Origin of the sequence: Salimicrobium salexigens (assembly GCF_900156705.1) — a bacterium.
Classification (GTDB): Bacteria; Bacillota; Bacilli; order Bacillales; family Halobacillaceae; genus Salimicrobium; species Salimicrobium album.
On the sequence record NZ_FTOK01000004.1, the window covers coordinates 243,749 to 265,111 of the forward strand.

General features: G+C 49.0%; 19 protein-coding genes, 1 riboswitch and 1 other annotated feature. Of the genes, 15 read left to right on the forward strand and 4 right to left on the reverse strand.

Annotated elements, in window-relative coordinates; all coding sequences use genetic code 11:
• Positions 1 to 108: 108 nt before the first annotated feature.
• Positions 109 to 1,047, reverse strand: coding sequence for a 1,4-dihydroxy-2-naphthoate polyprenyltransferase (locus BW931_RS06875; protein WP_076571060.1), 939 nt, complete (start codon positions 1,045 to 1,047; stop codon positions 109 to 111).
• Between the two features lie 227 nt (positions 1,048 to 1,274).
• Between BW931_RS06875 and BW931_RS06880 the strand changes: the two genes are divergently transcribed.
• The 8 genes from BW931_RS06880 to ytkD all read left to right on the forward strand — a co-directional run bounded on the left by BW931_RS06880 (position 1,275) and on the right by ytkD (position 10,100).
• On the forward strand, positions 1,275 to 2,675 hold the full coding sequence (locus BW931_RS06880) for an isochorismate synthase (protein ID WP_076571063.1): 1,401 nt from the start codon (positions 1,275 to 1,277) through the stop codon (positions 2,673 to 2,675).
• On the forward strand, positions 2,672 to 4,417 hold the full coding sequence (gene menD, locus BW931_RS06885; protein ID WP_076571066.1) for a 2-succinyl-5-enolpyruvyl-6-hydroxy-3-cyclohexene-1-carboxylic-acid synthase: 1,746 nt from the start codon (positions 2,672 to 2,674) through the stop codon (positions 4,415 to 4,417). The genes BW931_RS06880 and menD overlap by 4 nt, the downstream gene beginning before the upstream one ends.
• Positions 4,398 to 5,189: a 2-succinyl-6-hydroxy-2,4-cyclohexadiene-1-carboxylate synthase gene (menH, locus tag BW931_RS06890; protein WP_076571068.1), complete on the forward strand. Its 792-nt coding sequence runs from the start codon at positions 4,398 to 4,400 to the stop codon at positions 5,187 to 5,189. Before menD ends, menH begins: the two co-directional genes overlap by 20 nt.
• 54 nt (positions 5,190 to 5,243) lie before the next feature.
• A complete protein-coding gene (gene menB / locus BW931_RS06895) occupies positions 5,244 to 6,062 on the forward strand; it encodes a 1,4-dihydroxy-2-naphthoyl-CoA synthase (protein WP_008587375.1) in 819 nt (272 codons plus the stop codon).
• Positions 6,063 to 6,130: 68 nt separating this feature from the next.
• On the forward strand, positions 6,131 to 7,582 hold the full coding sequence (locus BW931_RS06900; RefSeq protein ID WP_084193870.1) for an o-succinylbenzoate--CoA ligase: 1,452 nt from the start codon (positions 6,131 to 6,133) through the stop codon (positions 7,580 to 7,582).
• Positions 7,569 to 8,645, forward strand: a complete 1,077-nt coding sequence (menC, locus tag BW931_RS06905; protein ID WP_076571070.1) for an o-succinylbenzoate synthase — start codon at positions 7,569 to 7,571, stop codon at positions 8,643 to 8,645. Before BW931_RS06900 ends, menC begins: the two co-directional genes overlap by 14 nt.
• Positions 8,646 to 8,719: 74 nt before the next feature.
• Positions 8,720 to 9,496 (forward strand): IucA/IucC family C-terminal-domain containing protein, encoded by a 777-nt coding sequence (locus BW931_RS06910; RefSeq protein WP_076571072.1) that lies wholly within the window; start codon positions 8,720 to 8,722, stop codon positions 9,494 to 9,496.
• A 139-nt stretch (positions 9,497 to 9,635) separates the two neighbouring features.
• Positions 9,636 to 10,100 carry an RNA deprotection pyrophosphohydrolase gene (ytkD, locus tag BW931_RS06915; RefSeq protein WP_076571074.1) on the forward strand — a complete coding sequence of 155 codons (465 nt, stop codon included), beginning with the start codon at positions 9,636 to 9,638 and terminating at the stop codon, positions 10,098 to 10,100.
• Between the two features lie 137 nt (positions 10,101 to 10,237).
• On the opposite strand, the gene pckA is transcribed toward ytkD, so the two are convergent.
• A complete protein-coding gene (gene pckA, locus BW931_RS06920) occupies positions 10,238 to 11,827 on the reverse strand; it encodes a phosphoenolpyruvate carboxykinase (ATP) (protein WP_234972599.1) in 1,590 nt (529 codons plus the stop codon).
• Positions 11,828 to 11,977: 150 nt separating this feature from the next.
• Between pckA and BW931_RS06925 the strand changes: the two genes are divergently transcribed.
• Positions 11,978 to 12,355 (forward strand): thiol-disulfide oxidoreductase DCC family protein, encoded by a 378-nt coding sequence (locus BW931_RS06925; protein ID WP_076571077.1) that lies wholly within the window; start codon positions 11,978 to 11,980, stop codon positions 12,353 to 12,355.
• Positions 12,356 to 12,401: 46 nt separating this feature from the next.
• Positions 12,402 to 12,504, forward strand: a riboswitch (SAM riboswitch).
• Positions 12,505 to 12,765: 261 nt separating this feature from the next.
• Positions 12,766 to 13,968 carry a methionine adenosyltransferase gene (gene metK / locus BW931_RS06930; RefSeq protein ID WP_076571079.1) on the forward strand — a complete coding sequence of 401 codons (1,203 nt, stop codon included), beginning with the start codon at positions 12,766 to 12,768 and terminating at the stop codon, positions 13,966 to 13,968.
• Between the two features lie 103 nt (positions 13,969 to 14,071).
• Here metK and BW931_RS06935 read toward each other — a convergent pair whose 3' ends face one another.
• Positions 14,072 to 14,587, reverse strand: coding sequence for a gamma carbonic anhydrase (locus tag BW931_RS06935; protein ID WP_076571081.1), 516 nt, complete (start codon positions 14,585 to 14,587; stop codon positions 14,072 to 14,074).
• A gap of 62 nt (positions 14,588 to 14,649) precedes the next feature.
• On the opposite strand from BW931_RS06935, the gene BW931_RS06940 reads away from it, so the two are divergent.
• Both BW931_RS06940 and BW931_RS06945 read left to right on the forward strand, forming a co-directional pair.
• Positions 14,650 to 15,423 carry an alpha/beta hydrolase gene (locus BW931_RS06940; RefSeq protein WP_084193872.1) on the forward strand — a complete coding sequence of 258 codons (774 nt, stop codon included), beginning with the start codon at positions 14,650 to 14,652 and terminating at the stop codon, positions 15,421 to 15,423.
• Between the two features lie 15 nt (positions 15,424 to 15,438).
• The gene (locus BW931_RS06945) at positions 15,439 to 16,503 is read left to right on the forward strand and encodes a tetraprenyl-beta-curcumene synthase family protein (RefSeq protein ID WP_008587400.1); all 1,065 of its coding nucleotides are present in this window, start codon (positions 15,439 to 15,441) and stop codon (positions 16,501 to 16,503) included.
• A 9-nt stretch (positions 16,504 to 16,512) separates the two neighbouring features.
• Here BW931_RS06945 and BW931_RS06950 read toward each other — a convergent pair whose 3' ends face one another.
• Positions 16,513 to 17,085: a tRNA 5-(aminomethyl)-2-thiouridylate-methyltransferase MnmM gene (locus tag BW931_RS06950; protein WP_008587401.1), complete on the reverse strand. Its 573-nt coding sequence runs from the start codon at positions 17,083 to 17,085 to the stop codon at positions 16,513 to 16,515.
• Between the two features lie 300 nt (positions 17,086 to 17,385).
• Positions 17,386 to 17,584: a binding site (T-box leader), on the forward strand.
• A gap of 123 nt (positions 17,585 to 17,707) precedes the next feature.
• Between BW931_RS06950 and leuS the strand changes: the two genes are divergently transcribed.
• The 3 genes from leuS (at position 17,708) to BW931_RS06965 (ending at position 20,889) form a co-directional block, all read left to right on the forward strand.
• Positions 17,708 to 20,122 (forward strand): leucine--tRNA ligase, encoded by a 2,415-nt coding sequence (leuS, locus tag BW931_RS06955; RefSeq protein ID WP_076571084.1) that lies wholly within the window; start codon positions 17,708 to 17,710, stop codon positions 20,120 to 20,122.
• A 103-nt stretch (positions 20,123 to 20,225) separates the two neighbouring features.
• A complete protein-coding gene (locus tag BW931_RS06960; protein WP_076571086.1) occupies positions 20,226 to 20,540 on the forward strand; it encodes a rhodanese-like domain-containing protein in 315 nt (104 codons plus the stop codon).
• Between the two features lie 13 nt (positions 20,541 to 20,553).
• On the forward strand, positions 20,554 to 20,889 hold the full coding sequence (locus tag BW931_RS06965; protein ID WP_076571088.1) for a rhodanese-like domain-containing protein: 336 nt from the start codon (positions 20,554 to 20,556) through the stop codon (positions 20,887 to 20,889).
• Positions 20,890 to 21,363 lie beyond the last annotated feature (474 nt).

Consider the following 21,363-nt stretch of genomic DNA (forward strand, 5'->3'; position numbering starts at 1 on the left):
CCGTTCAAACTTAAGAGTGAAAGCAGTGTTTCCGCGCACCCTTACTGATTACTATATATGAAAAAGAGGGGGTACGGTAGTGCACCCCCTCTTCTTTTTCTGCTTATTTTAAATCAGGGAAATGAGTAAGGACAGCCCGAGCAGCACCCCGTAGAAAGTGTTCGTCTGGGCGGTACCTTTCATAGCCGGCATCATATCCACCGGTGTCTTCTTCCCGGAGAAGCTTCTCACCGCTTTTTGAGCGTGAACGGCACTGAGAAGAGTGAGAAGAGACCACCATGGCAATAATCCGGTGATTATATAAATGATTGTCAGCAGGTAAACGATGATAAAGTTCGCTGCCAGAAAAGTCACTGCCCCCTCGTGTCCGAGGAGAATGGCGAGTGTACGTCTGCCGTTCGTTTCATCTCCGACGCGGTCCCGTATATTATTAGCCATCATAATCGCTCCAATGCAGATGGCAACAGGGATGGAGATACCGAAAACGGCCCAGGTGACAACTTCCGTCTGGATGTAATAAGCGATACCTATGATGACAGGACCCATAAAAAACCCGGCTACCAGCTCACCAAATGGGGTATAAGCGATAGGGAGGGGGCCTCCGGTATACAAATACCCGACGAGCATGGAAGCAGAGCCTATAAGGGCGATCCACCATGAGGTGAGCATACATATATACACACCGAGAAGTACGGCGATGGCGAAGAAAGATAGTGCGAGATATAATACCGTTTTGGGATGGATGCCATCGCGTACGATCGTGCCTCCGATACCGACAGACTCTTCCGTATCAAGCCCGCGGACGTAGTCATAGTATTCATTGAACATATTCGTGGCAGCCTGAATGAGTATAGAGGCGATCAGCATGGCTGCAAACAGCCCGAGAGCGATCGTTCCCTCTTTATGGATGACGGCAAACATCGTTCCCACAAATACAGGAACGAAAGACGCAGTCAGGGTGTGGGGTCTCAGCAGACGCCACCACACATGGAAGCCGCTCCGTTCATTCAGAGAAGCCCGTACGTCATTTGTGGTTCCGGTGCTCATGAAGCTTCTCTCCTTTAATCATTAGTAATAACATACTAAGTTTAGGCAAATCAGCAGGTAGTGTCAATCTTTGTAACCCGCTGCCATATGGAGGGAGGGGATAGTGTATGAACTGCTGCGAAAGTTCTTTTTTCCACCGGCTGTCAACAGATTTCTTGAAGCCTAAGTAAAAAGAGAATAAAATAGAGAAAGATATGAAAGCTGTCCCCCGGGATAGGAGGAGAAAAATGCTACAAGTGAAAACTTTTCAAACAGAGGATAAATTACGCAATGTGCATGAGGAGGCCCGGATGAACGATGAGCCGCTCCTGATGAGTATTACAGAAAGAATAGACCCGCTGGACCCTTTTTCTTTTTTTGAACAGGGAAAGCAGGTGGATATGCACCGTCATTTCTGGAAAAGTGCGGAAGAAGATTTCACCCTTGTCGGTATCGGAAGCGCTGTACGGATATCGAAAGAAGGAGAAGGACGTTTTCAGGAGACTGAGCAGGAGCTGTTCGACTGGCGAAAGAGTGTCCGGCAGTGGAATCCTTACAATAAGAAAGGAACCGGTACGGTAGCTCTCGGAGGATTCGGCTTCCGCCCTGAATCGGGCGGGGAAGAACCCTGGCAGGAATTCCCGAACAGCAGCATGACGATTCCTGAGTTCCTTTTGACCAATGATGCGGAAGGTTCTTTTCTGACGACGAATTATCTCGTTTCGCCGGAGGAGGACGTCGAAACGATTATATGCCGGATGGAAGAAGATAAGGAGAGACTGCAGACTTCCGACTCTTCCGGTGACACGGAAACCGGTGTCCGTCTTGAGAAAATCGAAGAGGTGCGTCCGAAAGAATGGAAGCAGTCGATCGCCGACGCCACTGCTGAACTGAAAGCAGGCACTCTTTCGAAAGTGGTGCTGGCACGGGAAGTCCGCCTGACGTTCGACTCCGAAGCCTCGATTACGAAAGTGCTGAAGGATCTTTCCGACATGCAGAACTCGAGTTACGTGTTCGCGTTTGAACACGGCGGCTCCTATTTCGTCGGGGCTACACCGGAGCGGCTGGTGAAAGTCGAGGACGATGAGCTGTTTTCGGCCTGTCTGGCCGGCACGACGAAGCGCGGGAGTAGCGAGGAGGAAGATGAGACACTCGGTCTTGCTTTACTCAACGACCAGAAGAACCGTCTGGAACATGACTATGTCGTTCAGATGATCCGGGGTGCCGTGGAGAATTACTCCGTAAACGTAGAGATTCCGGAAGCACCGTCATTATATAAACTTAGAAACCTGCAGCACTTGTATACGCCGGTGAAAGCGAAACTGAAGGAAGGGTACTCCCTTCTTGATGTAGTGAAAGATCTTCATCCGACTCCAGCTCTCGGGGGGCTCCCGCAAAAAGAAGCCGTTACCTATATCAGCCTCCACGAAGTGATGAACCGCGGGTGGTATGCAAGTCCGGTCGGGTGGATCGATGGCGGAAGGAATGGGGAATTCGCTGTTGCTATCCGTTCTGCTCTCATACGGGGAGATAAAGCTTCTCTGTTCGCCGGATGCGGCGTAGTAGAGGATTCGAAGCCGGAAGAAGAATATGAAGAGACGAAAGTGAAGCTGAAACCGATGCTTGCAGTTTTAGGAGGGGAAGAATGAGTTATACGGAGGATCTCTCACGTTACATCACCCATTTCATCGATCAACTTACTTTATCCGGAGTGAAACATGCCGTAATATCACCGGGGTCGCGTTCGACACCGCTCGCGATTACGGCAGCCGAATCCGGAGGTGTGAAGCACTGGATCCAGCTGGATGAACGTTCCGCTGGATTTTTTGCAGTCGGACTTGCAAAGGAGAAGCAGGAACCTGTAGCCCTTATTTGTACCTCCGGGACAGCTGCTGCCAACTATTACCCGGCTGTGATCGAAGCCTTCTACAGCCGGGTGCCGCTGATTCTGCTTACGGCAGACCGTCCGCATGAACTGAGGGATGTAGGTGCCCCGCAGTCCATAGACCAGAATAATATGTACGGGTCCTACACGAAATGGTTTCATGACATGATGATTCCGGAAGCGGGTATGGAAATGTATGCCAGGAAACAGGCGGCCCGGTCTGTAGAGGAATCTCTGAGAAACCATCCAGGTCCTGTGCAGCTGAACTTCCCTTTAAGAGAGCCGCTCATGCCTGATTTCAGTCTCTCCGGTCTGTGGAGAGGAGAGCGGACTTTCTCTCCGTTCACCCGGGGCAAATTGAGAGTGGAGGAGGGTGAACTGCAACGGCTTGCCGGTCGCTTCCGAAAACGCGGTAAGGGAGTAATCGTCTGCGGCCCGCAGACAGACTCTTCGCTCGTACCGGCAATTGAAAAGCTCGCAAAAGCGCTGGACGTCCCTGTCTTCGCCGATCCGTTGTCCCAGCTTCGTACTGCCGGGTTTTCGGAAGAGTACATTATTACGCATTATGATTCCCTCCTCCGTTCGGAAAGGTTCAACGCCCTGCTGCTCGAAGCCGATTATGTTGTGAGATTCGGGGCGATGCCCGTCTCAAAAGCGTATTTGAAATGGGTGCAGCGTGCCGGGGACACAGAAATGTTCGTCGTTGACAGCGACTCCGGGTATCGCGACCCATCCGGAGTAGCGGGTGAATTCATATGGAGTGACCCCATCGCGTTCTGTGAGGATATTCTTCCTTTCATCGAAACACCGGAAGATAGCTGGAGAGCGTTTCTGAAAAGTCTGGATGAACTTGCAGCCGAGACGATGTTCCATAAAGAAGAGGAGGGATTGTACGAAGGGGATGCAGTACATGATCTGGCCCCTCTTCTCCGGAAAAATTCCGTTTTGTTCGTCGGAAACAGTATGCCGATCAGGGATGTCGACACGTTTTTCCCCGCTTTGGATACAAACGTCTCCATCCTTGCGAACCGCGGAGCTAACGGAATCGACGGGGTGACATCGGCGGCGGCCGGCACAGCTGCCTCCGGTCGTGCCGTGACCATGCTGACGGGTGATGTTTCCTTCTTCCATGATATGAACGGACTTCTCGCTGTGAAACAGTATGACCTCGATTTGACGATTGTAGTGTTCAACAATAACGGCGGGGGAATCTTCTCCTATCTTCCTCAGGCCGGGCAGACGGAACATTATGAAGCCCTTTTCGGTACGCCGCTTGATATAAATCTTGAGGAGGCGACCCGGATGTACGGCGGCTCTCACCGGCGGGTGGAAGAAAGGGAAGGCTTCATAGCGGCAGTGCAGGAAGCTCAGGCCGAGAAAGGTCTTTCAGTCGTGGAAGCCGCAGTGTCACGGGAAGATCATGTTGCCAATCATCGGAATAAGTGGAGCAGTCTCGACAGACAGATAGCCGGGAAGGTGCAGGAATATGTACATCACCGTCCGTGAGCGTTCCTACTGGGTGGAAGATGAAGGAACAGGACCGGCCCTCTGCTTTCTCCACGGTTTTACGGGCAGCACGTCCATATGGAAAGAAGTAAGAAAGTCTTTTCCAGAGTTCCGGTTAGTATTGATCGATTTGCCGGGGCATGGAAAAACGGGGGATCTCGGTCCTGTCTCCATGGAGACGGCTGTGCATGATCTGGAAATGATTTTTCAAAGACTGGAAGTGACCAGGGTCTCTCTTCTCGGCTATTCCATGGGAGGGAGAACCGCTTTATGTTTTGCGGAACGCTTCCCTCATCTTATAGACCGGCTGATTCTTGAAAGTGCTTCTCCCGGACTTTCCTCCCGGGAAGAAAGGGAAGAACGCATCCGTAAAGATAAAAAAGTGATAGCGCTTTTGCAAAACAGCGGAATCGAGGGCTTTACCGATAAATGGGAATCCCTCCCTCTCTTCGAAACGATAGCTTCCCTGCCCGGACACCGGCAGCAGAAGCTGAGAGAGGAACGTCTCGATAACGATATCGACGGACTTGTCCATTCTCTGGAAGGGATGGGCACCGGAGTTCAGCCTTCCATGTGGGACTCCCTCTCTTTTCTTATGTTTCCGGTATGTCTTATTGCCGGAGGAGAAGATAAGAAGTATGTAGCAATCAACGAAAGAATGGCCGGTCGCTTCCCGGATGCACAGCTCTGCGTAATAGAAGGGGCCGGACACATCCCTCACCTGGAAAAACCGGAGATTTTCTCTGAAATCACCCGTTCATTCGTGATATAATGCCAATTGGGTAATACATTCTATACAATTTACATAATAAAAGGAGGACTTTTCATGTCTGTGAATTGGGTTCAGGAACATGAATATGAAGAAATTCTGTATGAAACATATGGTGGGATCGCAAAAATCACCATTAACCGTCCGGAAGTGAGGAACGCGTTCACCCCGCTTACCGTCCGGGAACTGATTGACGCATTCACACGGGCCCGTGACAATTCGAACGTGGGAGTTATCGTACTTGCAGGAGCCGGAGACGCCGCTTTCTGTGCAGGTGGTGACCAGAGCGTACGCGGCCACGGCGGATATGTCGGAACCGATGAAGTGCCTCGTCTGAACGTACTGGATCTTCAGCGTCTGATCCGTGTCATTCCAAAACCGGTGGTAGCTATGGTGTCGGGATACGCAATCGGTGGAGGGCACGTACTGCATGTCGTATGTGACTTGACGATTGCCGCTGACAACGCAGTTTTCGGTCAGACAGGACCGAAAGTGGGAAGCTTTGACGCAGGATACGGGGCAGGACTCCTGGCTCGCATCGTCGGTCACAAGAAAGCCCGCGAAATCTGGTATCTGTGCCGTCAGTACTCGGCCGAGGAAGCAGAAAAAATGGGCCTCGTAAATACGGTCGTCCCGCTTGAACAGCTGGAAGAAGAAACGCTCCAGTGGTGTAAAGAGATGCTTGAGAAATCTCCGACAGCCCTTCGTTTCCTCAAAGCCTCTTTCAATGCTGACACCGACGGTCTTGCCGGACTTCAGCAAATGGGCGGAGACGCAACGCTATTGTACTATACGACCGAGGAAGCGAAAGAAGGACGCGATGCGTTCAAGGAAAAACGCAAGCCTGACTTCGATCAATTCCCGCGTTTCCCATAAGTAAAGGAAAGAGCGTCTGTTGCAGGCGCTCTTTTGTGCGTATGAATTTATTGAGAGGAGCGAGTTGTATGACGACGATGCCGCATTGGCTCAGTAAACAGGCTTTTCTGCAGCCGGAGTACCCTGCCGTCGACTTCCCGGACGGTTCCTGCATTACATTTGCAGAGCTTGAGGAAAGGTGTAAACGTAAAGCGGCAGCTCTTTTTTTTCATGGAGTGAAGGAAAAAGACCACATAGCGATTCTTTCTTCGAACCGCGTCTCCTTTATCGAGTCGATATTTGCTCTCAGCTATCTGGGAGCAAGAGCTGTTCTTTTGAACACCCGGCTCACGATCAGGGAACTGGATTATCAGATTCACGATGGAGATGTGAAGGCGATCATTTATGAGGCGGCTCAGGAAGAGAAAGTGGAAGCGCTGACCGCCGGGGATGTATCGCCTCTGCCATTTCACACTCTCACCGGCGATTACACGATGCCGGAGATGAAAGAGCGGATCGATCTGGAGGATGTTTTCACATTAATGTACACTTCGGGGACGACCGGGGCTCCGAAAGCCGTCCTTCACACCTACGGTAATCACTGGCACAGCGCCATCAGCTCCGCCCTGAACCTCGGAATGGAACGGGGGGATAAGTGGATTTTGAATTTACCGATGTTCCACGTAAGCGGATTTTCCACTCTGATGAAAGGTGTCATTTACGGAATGACCATAGAGCACCATGCCCGTTTTGATGCGCAGGAAGTAGTGGAGAGCATTAAACAAAGAGGGGCCACGATGGTCTCCGGTGTTTCCGTGATGCTCGAGGAGCTTGTGGAAGTGTTCGACCGTGACGATATCCCCGGTTCTTTTCGCTGTTTCCTGCTTGGCGGAGGTCCTGCTACAGAGAAATTGCTGAACCGGGCGGCCTCGCTCGGGATTCCGGTATTTCAGACGTACGGGATGACGGAAACTACTTCTCAGATTGCAACGCTCGCTCCGGCTGATGCCACAAGGAAGCTCGGTTCTGCAGGGAAAGCCCTAGCTACAGCTTCTCTTCACATCAATGCAGCGGAGGGGGAGATCGGCGAGATTCTTGTGGCGGGGCCGATGGTGTCCGGAGGGTATTATAAACGCGATCGGGAGGAAGGACTCCTGTTCGCCACCGGAGACATGGGTTACTTCGACGAAGAAGGCTTCCTGTATCTTGCCGGGCGTAAAAAAGAAATGATCATCTCGGGCGGGGAGAATATTTATCCGGCAGAGATCGAGAACGTACTCGTGCAGGTGCCCGGAGTGTCGGGGGCGGCTGTCACCGGCATGAAAGATGAGAAATGGGGTGAGGTTCCCGCGGCTTTTCTCACCGGGAAAGATATAAAAAGGGATGAGATACTGCAATACTGCGAAAGACACCTGGCGCGTTATAAGCATCCGGCATATGTATACAGGGTGGCCGAGCTCCCTCGAAACGCTTCGAATAAAGTGCTGAAGTATAAGCTTACGGAAATGGTGAAAGCGGGGGAGTGCGATGAAATTGAATAAAGCCGTCCTTCACAGGGTGGAGGTACCCATGAAAGCCCCTTTCACTACGGCACACGGAGCGATCGGTTCGCGTGAAGTGATTATCGTGGAAGTGGAAGATGACAAGGGGGAAAGAGGGTACGGCGAAATTGCCGCTTTTCCGAGCCCCTTTTATACGGAAGAGACCGTAACGACGGCCTGGCATATAGCGAAAGATTTCCTGCTCCCTTCCCTGAATGAGACAGACGCACCCAGGATATTCAGGACCGTACAGGGGCACCCTATGGCGAAAGCCGGTATCGAGCAGGCCCTGTTCGACCTGAAAGCCAAAAGAGAAGGCAGGAGTTTATCCGAGTATATCGGGGGGACGAGAAAGGAAGTTGCCGCCGGGGGAGTGATCAGTCTCTCCGGTGACCCGAAAAAAGAGCTCCGTACTCTGAAGCAGGCAGGTTTCCAACGGGCAAAGGTGAAAGTTGAGCGGGGGCGGGAAAAAGAGCAGCTGCAGGCGCTGAGGGAAGAGGACGCCTCGTTTCCGCTTATGATTGACGGGAATGGTGCGTACGAGTCCCCGGACGAACTGCTTCCTCTTGATGAATTCAAGCTTCTGATGATTGAACAGCCGTTTCGATCCGGAGACTTCCGGAAGCACTGCCATTTACAGAAGAAAATGAACACGCCGATATGTCTCGATGAGTCGATCCGGAGCTTTGAAGATGCTGTCCAGGCGATGGAATTCAAGGCCTGCCGGATACTCAACGTAAAACTGAGCCGGGTGGGCGGATGGTCCGAAGCCCTGCAAATTCATGACCGGGCAGTAAAAGAAGACATGCCTCTCTGGTGCGGAGGTATGGTGGAGACCGGCATCGGGAAAGCCCATAGTCTTGCGCTGGCTTCCCTGCCCAATTTCACTCTGCCCGGTGACTTATCCGGATCCGACCGATATTTTGAGAAAGATATTATAAAAGATCCCATAAGCCTTGAGGGTGGTTTCATACGCGTGCCCGAAGGTCCCGGGATAGGAGTCGAACCGGATTTCGGGTATATGGAAAGTGTTACGAAAGACAGATGGTTTCAACGATACTGAAAATGATTATCAAAATCATTGACACACCTGTAAGTAATTTCTACACTTGTAAGTGAATAGAAGAGGTGAGGAATATGAGTGAAGAAATGATTACGAGAGAAGAAGAACAGTTTTTGAATGAGCATTTTCGCTTTTTTACGGATCAACATTTGCAGGAACCGGTTTTGGAAACGGTTCGTGCAACCGATTTGTTATCCCGCGAAGGAATCGAACATGTTTTGAATGACCTGCATCTGTATCTTGATTCACAGTCGTTTCTTACTACCGGTTCCCTGCTCGGGAAAAGGTTCGGATATTACGCTGTTACGGTGCCGATTGTAATGATGACGGTGTTTGATAAATTCCCTGACGTTTCCCCCGGGAATGTGGAGTACATCCGTATCGATGAGAACCCGAAATGGTTCCCTAAATTCCATCTCAGGGATAAAACGGTATCCGTCCCGGGAGAAGACAGGGAAGAGTGGATAGTTGAAAATATGCGGCACTTATTCAGGGATTTCCTTCAGCCCGTTCTTTTCCACATTCATAAGACTACGCGTATTTCAAAGAAGGTATTATGGGAAAATACAGCCATTTATCTGTACTGGTTTTATGAACGCAAACTTCCTGAATGGTATGAAGGAGAGGAACTGGCAGAGAAAAGGAAAGACTTTCGATATATCATCGATGAACTGGACGGAGAACCGTTCGGTGAACAGAAAAACCCTTTCACTTACTTCGAGTCTCAGCCCTTATTGCCTTCAGGGGCTAGGGAAAGGAAATGCTGCTGCCTCTCCTACCGGCTTCACGAAGACAGTACGTTCTGTAAAGTATGTCCCCATCTGAAACAGATGGAGAACATGAAGAAATAGTTTCTTCCGGAAGATGCTGCAATGATTTCCGGTACGGCCGGTGGAAAAAAGAAGAAATGAAACATTTGTAATTTTCCCTTCATATGGTACGATTTAATTAGAGTAAAAAGAGTGTTTTGGAAAAGGCAGTTGATACCATATGCAAGAGTTCTATGATTATTATAATAATCCTGTGAAATTATCTTTTAAGGACCACCCTTTTTCAAGCGAACCGAAGCACGTATGGGTGATTTGCCAATACCGTGGAAAATGGCTGCTGACCGAACACAAGGAACGTGGTCTGGAGTTCCCCGGCGGGAAAGTGGAAGAGGAGGAGACCGCCTCGGAAGCTGCTGTCAGGGAAGTGAAAGAAGAAACGGGAGGCATCGTCGATCAGCTGCGTTACGTCGGTCAATACTTCGTCAAAGGTAAAGGTGGCACGATCATCAAAAACGTTTATTTTGCAGAGGTTTTACAGTTGCGGGAAGAAGCCCATTATTTCGAAACGAACGGTCCGGTACTGCTCGAGCAGCTTCCGGAAGCTTTGCCGAGACAGAAAGAGTACAGTTTTATGATGAAAGATAAAGTGCTCCCGTGCTGTCTGGAAAGAATTGGAACGGTGTAGCGTGAGATGTGTAACTACCAGGGGACTCCCCGGGCTGTCGAGAAATTCTCGGCAGCTTTTTTGTTAGAAAATCGATAAAAATAAGCATGCAGAGAAATGGAGCGTTTCTCTGCATGCTTGTTGTCTGTATGACAGTATTAACGTTTGATCGGTCCGGCTGCTGCAATCGTTTCGTCAGCATAAGCGAATTTCTTGAAGTTCTCATGGAACTTGGCAGCCAGGCTCTCTGCCTGCGTATCGTAATCACTTTTGTCTTCCCAGGCATTACGCGGAATCATGACTTCCTCCGGAACACCGTCACAGTGAAGAGGAATGTTAAGGCCGAAGACAGGGTCCTGGTACATTTCCGTGTTTTTGAATTCTCCGTTCAATGCAGCATCCACCATACGTCTCGTATAGGACAGTTTCATTCTCTTACCTGTCCCGTAAGCTCCGCCGGTCCAGCCGGTGTTGACGAGGTAGACGTCTGTGTTGAACTCGTCGATTTTCTCACCCAGCATCTTCGCGTAGACGGAAGGCGGTAACGGGAGGAACGGTGCGCCGAAGCAGGCGGAAAACGTAGCTTCGGGCGTGGTGACGCCCCGCTCTGTCCCTGCGAGTTTACTCGTATACCCGCTCAGGAAGTGATACATCGCCTGTTCTTTCGTAAGTTTGCTGATAGGCGGAAGAACTCCGGTAGCATCAGCTGTCAAAAAGATTATTTTATCGGGATGTCCGGATTTACTTTCCTCAAGAGCGTTGTCGATATGATCAAGCGGGTAAGCGACACGCGTATTTTCCGTCAGGGAAGTGTCGGTGAAATCCGGTTTCCCCGTACCCGGGTTTACAGCTACGTTTTCGAGTACCGCGCCGAATCTGATGGCTCTGTAAATATCAGGTTCCGTTTCAATAGAAAGGTCTTTAGTTTTGGCATAACAGCCGCCTTCCATATTGAATACACCTCTATCGGACCAGCCGTGTTCATCGTCACCGATAAGGTAACGGGAAGGGTCGGCGGAAAGAGTCGTTTTTCCTGTACCGGAGAGTCCGAAGAAGAGAGCGGTTTCTCCCTCCGCGTTCACGTTAGCGGAGCAGTGCATCGGCAATACGTCCTGTTTCGGCAGGAGATAGTTCATCACGGAGAAGATCGACTTCTTGATCTCTCCGGCATACTGCGTGCCGCCGATCAGTACTATTCTATGTTTGAATGATACCGTTACGAACACTTCGGAATTGGTTCCGTCTGTCTCCGGGTCGGCTTTCAGCCCCGGTGCAGAGAGCACTGTGAACGCATTTTCGTGAAGAGGTTCCTCTTCACTCCCGGGTCTTATGAACATCTGCCTTGCGAACATATTGTGCCAGGCGTATTCTGTAATCACACGGATTGGCAGACGGTAGTCTTCATCGGCGCCTGCGTAACCCTGGAATACGAAACGTTCAGGGAGGTCTTTCAGATATCCGATCACTTTGTGGTAAAGGTGAAGGAATGTTTCTTCCTGCATCGGCTGGTTCACTTTGCCCCAGTCGACCTTTTCGGCAGTTTCATCGTCTTTTACAATGAATTTATCGTTCGGGGACCGTCCTGTATATGCTCCGGTTTCTGCCTTTACAGCTCCGGTATCGGTCAGTGTTCCTTCATTCCTGTTGAGTATGTTTTTCGTAAGGTCCGGAACAGAAAGCTGTACTTGTGTTCCTTCTTCCTCAAGCAGCTCCTCGATGCTTGAACGGTCGCTTCTGGCATGAATCATTTTAAAAACCCGCCTTTCCCTGAAATTCCGCATGTAAGCGATTATTTGTAAATAGTATAACACATTGTCATTAATAGTCCATACTGCAATTCATTTTTTTAAAATCATCTGCAGCTGCTGTATAATCTGGAGAAAAGGAAGGTGAAAAGGTTGAAGAAATCGATCGTTCTGTACGATGCAGCATGTCCTTTGTGCCTTAAAACGAAAAAGTGGGTGAGCCTCCTGGACCGGGAAAATCGACTGCTCTGGCTGTCGCTGCAGAAGCTTACCGAGTATACTTCTCTTCCCGCTGAAAAAGAAGGACAAATTCGTGAACAATTACATTTATATGATCCTTCGCGCAACGAACATGTAGGGTATGACGCGATCACCTATATATGTAAGGAGTCGCCGCTGCTTCGCTTCGCCGGAAAGCTGATGGAGTTTCGGACTGCGAGGGCGGTCGGAGTTCCGGTTTATCGATTTATCGCTAATAACAGATACAGAGTGGGAATCCACGATTGTAAAGACGGAAGCTGCTCCATCTAATTGACAATCATAGCTGATTTGGTATGATAAAATGCGAACGGTAACTCTCTTATCCAGAGTCGGTGGAGGGACAGGCCCGAGGAAACCCGGCAACCTTCTTTTGATATGGTGCTAACCTGACGCAAGAGTACTCTCTTGGACGATAAGAGCGGAAGGAAATCATCCCTTTCCTCATACGATGAAGGAAAGGTTTTTCTTTTTTAATGAAGGAAATCAAAATTTCTCTTAATAGTATAAACGTTTCCTGAAGGACCTTCCTGTTTTCCATGCATGGTTAATGAAGGAATGGAACTGATTCCGGTTTTCAACCCGTGAAAACAGGGGCCGGAATTCGGAAACAGAATGCAGTATATTAAAGTATGATGCTGGTAAGAGTGCCGTAATCAGAGTTTAAGGAGGAATCATGTAACATGGCAGCAAATCGCCGGTTGTTCACATCTGAATCGGTTACGGAAGGGCATCCCGATAAGATATGTGACCAAATTTCCGATGCAATTCTTGATGAAATACTGAAGGAAGACCCGAATGCCCGGGTGGCCTGTGAGACAATGGTTACCACAGGACTTGTACTTGTCTCCGGGGAAATCAGTACGACGACATATGTGGATATCCCGCAGGTCGTAAGGCAGACAATTAAAGATATCGGGTACACGAGGGCGAAGTTCGGATTCGATGCCGATACCTGTGCCGTCCTTACAGCTATTGATGAACAGTCCCCGGATATCGCGGGCGGAGTGGATGAATCTCTGGAATCGAGAGAAGGACAGATGAGCGAAGAGGAAATCGACGCAATCGGTGCCGGGGATCAGGGTCTTATGTTCGGATACGCAACAGATGAAACGGATGAACTGATGCCTTTGCCGATCTCGCTTGCTCACCAGTTGTCCAAGCGTCTGGCGGACGTGCGGAAAGACGGGACCCTCTCCTACCTGCGTCCGGACGGTAAGACACAGGTGACTGTGGAATATGACGAGAACAACAACCCGCTCCGGGTCGATACGGTGGTCATCTCTACGCAGCATGCCGAAGAGATTACGCTTGGGCAGATTAAGGAAGATTTGATGAAGCACGTAATTGTGCCGGTCGTCCCGGAGAAGTTCATGGATGACCAGACGAAGTACATCCTTAACCCTACAGGCCGTTTCGTTATCGGCGGGCCTCAGGGTGACGCCGGGTTGACAGGACGCAAAATCATCGTTGACACTTACGGCGGCTATGCCAGACACGGAGGAGGGGCCTTCAGCGGCAAGGACTCCACTAAAGTGGACCGCTCCGCTGCTTACGCCGCCCGCTACGTTGCAAAAAATATTGTTGCCGCCGGTCTTGCGAAGACGTGTGAAGTCCAGCTCGCATACGCCATCGGGGTAGCCGAACCGGTCTCGATTTCCATCGATACGGACGGTACCGGGGAAGTCACGGAAGCCAGGCTCGTGAAAGCTGTGCGGGAACTTTTCGATCTACGTCCGGCAGGGATTATCCGCATGCTCGATTTGAAACGTCCTATTTATCGACAGACGGCCGCGTACGGTCACTTCGGCCGCCCGGCGGATCATTTCCCCTGGGAAAACGTCGATAAAGTGGATTTGCTGAGAGCTAAAATAAAAGAAGAATAGATAGGCCGCACGTACAAAAATCCGAACGAAAGCGTTCGGATTTTTGTTTATTCCGTTAAATTAGAATAGAAGAAAAATACACGGCCGAGGCCAGAACAAAGAATCATTTCTCTCCGCTGTTTTTATAATACTGTCCTTTTTCCACGTAGCTCTTACGTATACGATCCAGTTCTTTGAAGTCTTTCTCGGTCAAATCTCTCACTACTTTAGCCGGGCGTCCCACGGCAAGAGTGCGGGGAGGTATCGTTTTACCCGGAGGAACGAGACTTCCGGCACCGAGAAAAGCTTCTTCACCGATGACGGCGCCGTCGAGTACAATCGATCCCATTCCGACTAAGGCATTCTTTTTGATGGTAGCGGAATGAAGCGTAACCTGATGCCCGATGGTGACTCCGTCCTCCAGCGTAAGCGGCATGCCCGGGCTCTGGTGGAGGAGACTGAGATCCTGTACATTTGTATTATTTCCGATTCTGACAGGAGCGACGTCGCCCCTGATTACGGTTTTGAACCAGATACTCGCATATTCCCCGATCGACACATCCCCGGTTATGACAGTGTCTTCAGCCACGTAAGCCGTGTCGGCAATTTCGGGATAGTAACCTTTATATTCGCAAATCATCTTCATCCTCCTTATACTGTATATTATAGTAAGTATATCAGAGGAAAACGGAGGTACAAGTGATGCTGAAAGAATACATATCTGTTACGCCAAAAGCCGTAATCGTTGTCGTACACGGGGCTTTTGAGCACGGGGGACGCTACAGGACACTGGCTGAGAAATTCCAGACAGATGGATACTCGGTGGTCGTCGGAGACCTCCCCGGTCAGGGAGACGACATAGACAATCGGGGCCATATCCGCAGTTTCCGGCAGTACCTGGATACCATTGAAGGATGGGTGGAGTATGCGAAGGAAGTGGAGGTCCCTGTTTTTCTCCTTGGTCACAGCATGGGAGGGCTTGCCGTTATCCGGGCGCTGCAGGAAAAATCGCTCCCGGTCCAGGGTGTGATTTTATCCTCTCCGGCACTCGGCATAAAGAATGGAGCAAGTAAACCGCTTGAGGCGATGGCCAAGGTGATGGACAGGCTTTCACCATCTCTGCTCGTATCATATCCCTACCGTCCCGAAACAGTTACGAGAAATGAAAATGTGTGGGAGCAGGACAGGAAGGACGACAAAATTTTGCAGAAAGTATCTGTAAGATGGTACAAAGAATTTCAAAGAGCTATCAAAGTCGCTCGCGACAAACCGTTCAGCGATGTCCCCCTCCTCCTCATGCAGGCAGGAGAGGACAAGATGGTGAACTCTGAAGACACGAAGCGCTGGTTCGATGCACAGAATTTGACGGAGAAGGCTTACAAAGAATGGCCGGGCCTTTATCATGAACTGTTCAATGAGCCGGAGTGGGAAGAAGTTTACCGTTACGCTTTAAGTTTTATAGAAATACACCGTTAAGAGGAGGATCCAGTTTTGGCAAAGCAGGCACCGAAGCAACCGATAGCCCTGATGTATCAGGGGTACAGATTTATATTTCCGGAGGTTTACCGTCAATTGGAGGCCTGGAAAGAGAGAGCGGCGGATATTCCGGATCCCGAACTGAGATTTCAGGCAACAGACAGTATAGAGAAAAAAGCTTTTCACTGTGAGGGAGGCGGGCTTTTCTCCCTGCTATCCGGAGCGCAGTGGAAAGAAACCGTCACTTTCGTAGTGGCATACCAGACCATCTGTGATTACCTGGATAATTTATGTGACCAGAGCGAATCCCTGGACCCGAAAGACTTCGAAAGTCTCCACTTTGCTCTGGAAGATGCGGTTCATCCCGATTATGAACACCGTGATTATTATGCATTCAGAGAAGAGAAGGAAGACGGGGGATACCTGAGTGAACTCGTTTCCACCTGCCAGGGTGTACTGAGCCGTTTTCCGTTCTATCACCTCGTTCAGCTGGACGTGGCGGATCTCAGTGCGTTATACGGAGAGTTCCAGGTGCATAAACACGTGAAGGAAGAAGAGAGAGTGGGGCGCATGCAACAGTGGCATCAGAGAAATATGTCCAGGGTGCCGGATATGCAGTGGTATGATTTTTCAGCCAGCACCGCTTCTACCATGGGAGTATATACGCTCGTCGCTTACGCTGCGGGGAAACGGGTGAACAGAGAGCTGGTCCGGCGTGTCAGAAACTGTTACTTCCCTTACATGCAGGGGATGCACATACTGCTTGATTACTACATTGACCAGGCAGAAGACGAAGCGGATGGTGAGATGAACTTCTGTACATATTACCCTTCCAACGAAGCGCTGAAAAAACGTATAGGAGAATTCATGGAGGAGACAGATCGTAAAATAGCGGAGCTTCCGGATGCCGACTTTCATCAGATGCTCCGCGAAGGTGTCGTGAGCATGTATCTGGCCGACGAGAAAGTTAAGGAGCTTCCCGGCTCTTCTTCGATGGTGCCATACCTCCTGAATAAGAGCGGGACAAGAAGCTGGTTCTTCTACCTGAATGTTAAAGCTTACCATAAACTGAAAGCCTGACCACAAAGGTCAGGCTTTTTCTAATGCTACAATGAAAGGTGCATTGTTTTTCTGATTGAGAAATTCGTACTTGAGTACGTGAACCGAACGCTGATCAAGATTTCCGGCGTATTCCATCACTTTTTCTTTCTCTTTTTTTCCACCTTCATGACCGTGGTAGACGACGAGGACTACGAGACCGCCTTTTTCCATAACTGAAAGGATATTATCAATGGCTTCAATGGTGTGCTCGGGGGTAGTAACGACGGTTTTATCGCTTCCCGGCAGAAACCCCAGGTTAAAGATGGCCCCTCTGATATTCGGATGACGCTCCTCCGGTATGTATTTCAGCGCTTCTGCGTGAGACGCTTCATTTAAAGTCACCTGATGAACCGAGTTATTCTCTTTCAGTCTGGCAGCTGTAGCTTCTATTGCGTCCTTCTGGATATCAAAGCCGTACACATGGCCGGACTCTTTTGTGAGACTGGCCAGGAAAAGAGTGTCGTGGCCGTTTCCGCAAGTAGCATCAATGGCTATATCCCCTTCGGTTACTGCTTTCTTCATCAGTTCGTGTGAAAAGGGGAGGACTCTGTCGAGATTCATAATGCTCCTCCTTTAAAATAAAATGGAGAAATCATTGTATCATATCAAAAAGAAAAACATCGCCTTTTTATTTCGACGATGTTTTACCTTTGGAAGATCCACGTTTGGACACTGTATTATAAGCTTTGCGAGCGTATCTTTTCGTTTTTTCCGGATTGCGTTTTGCGTAGGATACCGCTTTTCTGATTAAATTTTTCATTTTATCACCTCATATTTAGTCCTTCCCGTTGCAGGAGTTTCTGAAACACAGGAAACAGTTGACAAAGAGGGCTGTATTCATTAAGATACGGTTATAATTGAGGCTGCGTGATAAGGGGAATAGTAGCAATCGAAAAAATACAGAGAGACAGCGGCCGGTGAAAGCTGTTTTTGATTCGTTGTGAACTCGCCCCTGTACTTAAAAGCACGTATCCCGGCTTATCCACCGTTATCGGAACCGAGTGAGCGAAAAATTCGCTAATGTGGGTGGTACCGCGGGATACAGCCTCTCGTCCCATAATTATTGGGAGGGGAGGCTTTTTTTCTGGTTTTGAACAAATAGAAGAAAATTCGATCCGAGGTTTCAGGTTTGATGATTCCATATAGTAATGACACAGTACATAGTTGAACAGGAGGAAGGTAAATGGCTTTTAATCATAAGAACATAGAGAAGAAATGGCAGACCTACTGGCTCGAGAATAAGGTGTTCAAATCCGAAACGGATACAGACAAAGAGAAGTTCTATGCTCTGGATATGTTCCCTTATCCGTCCGGATCAGGTCTTCACGTCGGGCACCCGGAGGGGTATACAGCTACGGATATCCTCTCGAGAATGAAGCGGATGCAGGGGTATGAAGTACTTCACCCGATGGGATGGGATGCTTTCGGGCTACCGGCTGAGCAGCACGCTCTCGATACCGGGAATGATCCGGAAGAATTCACTGCGCACAACATCGAAACGTTCCGTCGACAGATCCAGGAACTCGGTTTCTCCTACGACTGGGACAGGGAAATTAACACGACGGATCCCGACTATTATAAATGGACGCAGTGGATTTTCCTTAAATTGTACGAAAGGGGACTCGCTTATATAGATGAAGTTCCTGTAAACTGGTGCCCGGCTCTCGGCACGGTTCTTGCCAATGAAGAAGTGATCGATGGAAAGAGTGAGCGGGGCGACCATCCGGTGGAACGCCGGCCGATGAAACAATGGATGCTCAAAATCACTGCTTATGCGGACAGACTGCTGGATGATCTTGAAGAACTGGACTGGCCGGAGAGCATTAAGGATATGCAGCGTAACTGGATCGGGAAATCCGAAGGGGCGGAAGTGGAATTCGATATCGAAGGTTTCAATGAATCTTTCAAAGCGTTCACCACCCGGCCGGACACTCTTTTCGGTGCTACATATGCTGTGTTTGCCCCGGAACATCCTTACATTGAAAATATAACCGCCGAAGAACAGAAAGAAGCGGTCCAGAAATACGTTAACGAAGCAATGAATAAGAGCGATCTTGAAAGAACAGATCTTGCCAAAGGCAAATCTGGCGTTTTTACGGGCGCTTATGCTGTCAACCCGGTTAATGGAAAGAAACTTCCGATCTGGGTAGCCGATTATGTCCTTATGAGCTACGGGAGCGGTGCAATCATGGCAGTTCCGGCTCATGATGAACGGGACTACGAATTCGCGCGTAAATTCGATCTTGAAATCATTCCGGTCGTCGAAGGAGGAGATGTGGAAGAGGAAGCTTATACGGGTGAAGGCCCCCACATCAATTCCGATTTTCTGAATGGACTTTATAAAGAGGAAGCAATAGATAAAGCGATCCAGTGGCTTGAAGAAAACGGCAAAGGCCAAAAACAGACGACTTACCGTCTCCGTGACTGGCTGTTCAGCCGTCAGCGTTACTGGGGAGAACCGATACCTGTTATCCACTGGGAAGACGGGTCTGTAACCGCAGTACCAGAAGAAGACCTTCCGATTGAACTGCCGAAGACGACGGAGATCAAACCGTCCGGTACGGGAGAATCGCCGCTTGCGAATATCAGTGACTGGGTGAACGTTACGGACCCTGAAACGGGAATGAAAGGGAAGAGAGAAACGAATACGATGCCTCAGTGGGCCGGCAGCTGCTGGTACTACCTGCGGTTTATCGATTCCGATAATGACGAAACGTTCGCGGATTACGAGAAGCTGAAAAAATGGCTCCCTGTAGATATCTACATCGGCGGCGCAGAACATGCCGTTCTGCATCTGCTCTACGCACGTTTCTGGCACAAAGTGCTTTACGATGCAGGAGTAGTACCGACGAAGGAACCTTTCCAGCAGCTGTTCAACCAGGGTATGATTCTTGGTGAAGGCAACGAAAAAATGAGTAAATCGAAAGGGAACGTAGTTAACCCGGACGATATCATTCATACTCACGGAGCGGATACTCTTCGTCTTTATGAGATGTTTATGGGGCCGCTGGAGGCGTCTATCGCGTGGTCTGAAAACGGACTTGAAGGAGCGCGGCGTTTCCTTGACCGTGTGTGGAGAATCGTTTCTCCTGAAGGGAAGCTGAACCCTGCCATAAAAGAAGATGCAGATAAAGAAGCTCTGGAAAAAACGTATCATGAAACAGTGATGAAAGTGACGGAGAACTTCGAAGATCTGCGTTTTAATACGGGTATTTCCCAAATGATGGTGTTCATTAATGACGCTTATAAAGCAGACGAGATCCCTAAAACCTTTATGGAAGGATTCGTTAAACTGCTTTCCACTGTGGCGCCTCACGTCAGTGAAGAAATGTGGTCGAATCTTGGTCACGAGGGAACGATTGCGTACGAACCATGGCCGACGTTCGACCCTGAAAAACTCATAGAGGAAGAAGTTGAGGTTGTCGTCCAGGTGATGGGGAAAGTCCGCGCCAAAATGATGGTGAACAAGGAAGCTTCTAAAGAAGATCTTGAAAAATCCGCCCTGGAACATGAAGAAGTCAAGCCGTGGCTTGAAGGGAAAACAGTAAGAAAAGTTATTGCCGTACCCGGAAAACTGGTTAATATTGTAGCTGATTAATTATGCGCCTGTCCCTTTGCCCGGGGGCAGGCTTTTTTCTTGACTTCTAATGAAGATTTAATAGAATTACAATTGCAAAACCTAAAAAAGGAGGATGGTCAACATGAGTACTATTCCTGAAATGAACGGTGAAACACTCGAACAGAAGTTGAAAAACGGAGAAAATATAACAGTTATAGATGTGCGGGAAGACGAAGAAGTCGAAGAAGGTATGATTCCGGGAGCTAAACACGTCCGTTTAGGAGATCTGCAGGATAGATACACCGAACTGGATAAAGAGGACAATCACGTAGTCGTCTGCCGTTCCGGAAGAAGAAGTATGAAAGCGTCCGAATTTCTTAAAGAGAACGGATTCACAACCGTTACCAATCTCGAAGGCGGTATGCTGGGATGGCCCGGAGACGTCAGCAAAAAATAAAGAAGGTGAAAAGATGATTTATTGGGGTGGGACAGCAGCTATCGCTCTGCTTTTGTTTATTACCACGCGTACAAAAGGAAGGAACGGGCTGCAGACCTTAAATGATAATGAAATCAGCGACAATGATTATTGTGTGATTGATATAAGAGACTATATTTCTGCACACCGCTCTCCTTATCCGGGAGCAGAGAACATCCCTCTCAGTTATCTGCCGAGAGAACTGAAGGAAAGATTCGACTGCCCGAAAGAAATTCTTCTCGTCACAGATGACGAACGGGGAGCGGTAAAAGCCGCCAGACTGTTGAGAAAGAAAAGAGATCAGTCTGTATATTATGTGAAAGCTTCCTGAGAGAAGTGAAAAAGGAAAAAGCACAAAAACCGAAACCTGACGTTCGGTTTTTGTGCTTTTTGTATCGTGAGAAAAAGAGGATGATGGTATCCGAAAGTAATGAAGCGCAGGGCAAGGAAAAGAGGAACCCGTGAACATTCACATGCTTTATCCGGGTCAGTAGTACCCTGTGTATGCGGGGTGTTGCCGGTATATTCATTAGCGCAAAATCATTATCGGTAAAAAATACAAATTAAATTTCAAAAAGTCATTGACCTTCGAAGCTGTAGAGTGTAATATTGTTTTTGCTGCTTTGAAAGGCAGAAAAAACAGAGTGAATTAATTGTTGACTTTCTGTAACTGAAAGTGGTACAATAGTTTTGCTTCACATTAATAAGTAGATCTTTGAAAACTGAACAATGTTTTATGCCATGCGTCAATTTTTTGAACGAATTATGATTGAGCTAATCAATCTCTTTTATGGAGAGTTTGATC

What these genes read in the sequence shown, in the direction of transcription:
- BW931_RS06875 (WP_076571060.1), bottom strand. Translation starts at nt 1,047, where the DNA reads ATGAGCACCGGAACCACAAATGACGTACGGGCTTCTCTGAATGAACGG.
- BW931_RS06880 (WP_076571063.1), top strand. Translation starts at nt 1,275, where the DNA reads ATGCTACAAGTGAAAACTTTTCAAACAGAGGATAAATTACGCAATGTG.
- menD (WP_076571066.1), top strand. Translation starts at nt 2,672, where the DNA reads ATGAGTTATACGGAGGATCTCTCACGTTACATCACCCATTTCATCGAT.
- menH (WP_076571068.1), top strand. Translation starts at nt 4,398, where the DNA reads ATGTACATCACCGTCCGTGAGCGTTCCTACTGGGTGGAAGATGAAGGA.
- menB (WP_008587375.1), top strand. Translation starts at nt 5,244, where the DNA reads ATGTCTGTGAATTGGGTTCAGGAACATGAATATGAAGAAATTCTGTAT.
- BW931_RS06900 (WP_084193870.1), top strand. Translation starts at nt 6,131, where the DNA reads ATGACGACGATGCCGCATTGGCTCAGTAAACAGGCTTTTCTGCAGCCG.
- menC (WP_076571070.1), top strand. Translation starts at nt 7,569, where the DNA reads ATGAAATTGAATAAAGCCGTCCTTCACAGGGTGGAGGTACCCATGAAA.
- BW931_RS06910 (WP_076571072.1), top strand. Translation starts at nt 8,720, where the DNA reads ATGAGTGAAGAAATGATTACGAGAGAAGAAGAACAGTTTTTGAATGAG.
- ytkD (WP_076571074.1), top strand. Translation starts at nt 9,636, where the DNA reads ATGCAAGAGTTCTATGATTATTATAATAATCCTGTGAAATTATCTTTT.
- pckA (WP_234972599.1), bottom strand. Translation starts at nt 11,827, where the DNA reads ATGATTCATGCCAGAAGCGACCGTTCAAGCATCGAGGAGCTGCTTGAG.
- metK (WP_076571079.1), top strand. Translation starts at nt 12,766, where the DNA reads ATGGCAGCAAATCGCCGGTTGTTCACATCTGAATCGGTTACGGAAGGG.
- BW931_RS06935 (WP_076571081.1), bottom strand. Translation starts at nt 14,587, where the DNA reads ATGATTTGCGAATATAAAGGTTACTATCCCGAAATTGCCGACACGGCT.
- BW931_RS06940 (WP_084193872.1), top strand. Translation starts at nt 14,650, where the DNA reads ATGCTGAAAGAATACATATCTGTTACGCCAAAAGCCGTAATCGTTGTC.
- BW931_RS06950 (WP_008587401.1), bottom strand. Translation starts at nt 17,085, where the DNA reads ATGAATCTCGACAGAGTCCTCCCCTTTTCACACGAACTGATGAAGAAA.
- leuS (WP_076571084.1), top strand. Translation starts at nt 17,708, where the DNA reads ATGGCTTTTAATCATAAGAACATAGAGAAGAAATGGCAGACCTACTGG.
- BW931_RS06960 (WP_076571086.1), top strand. Translation starts at nt 20,226, where the DNA reads ATGAGTACTATTCCTGAAATGAACGGTGAAACACTCGAACAGAAGTTG.
- BW931_RS06965 (WP_076571088.1), top strand. Translation starts at nt 20,554, where the DNA reads ATGATTTATTGGGGTGGGACAGCAGCTATCGCTCTGCTTTTGTTTATT.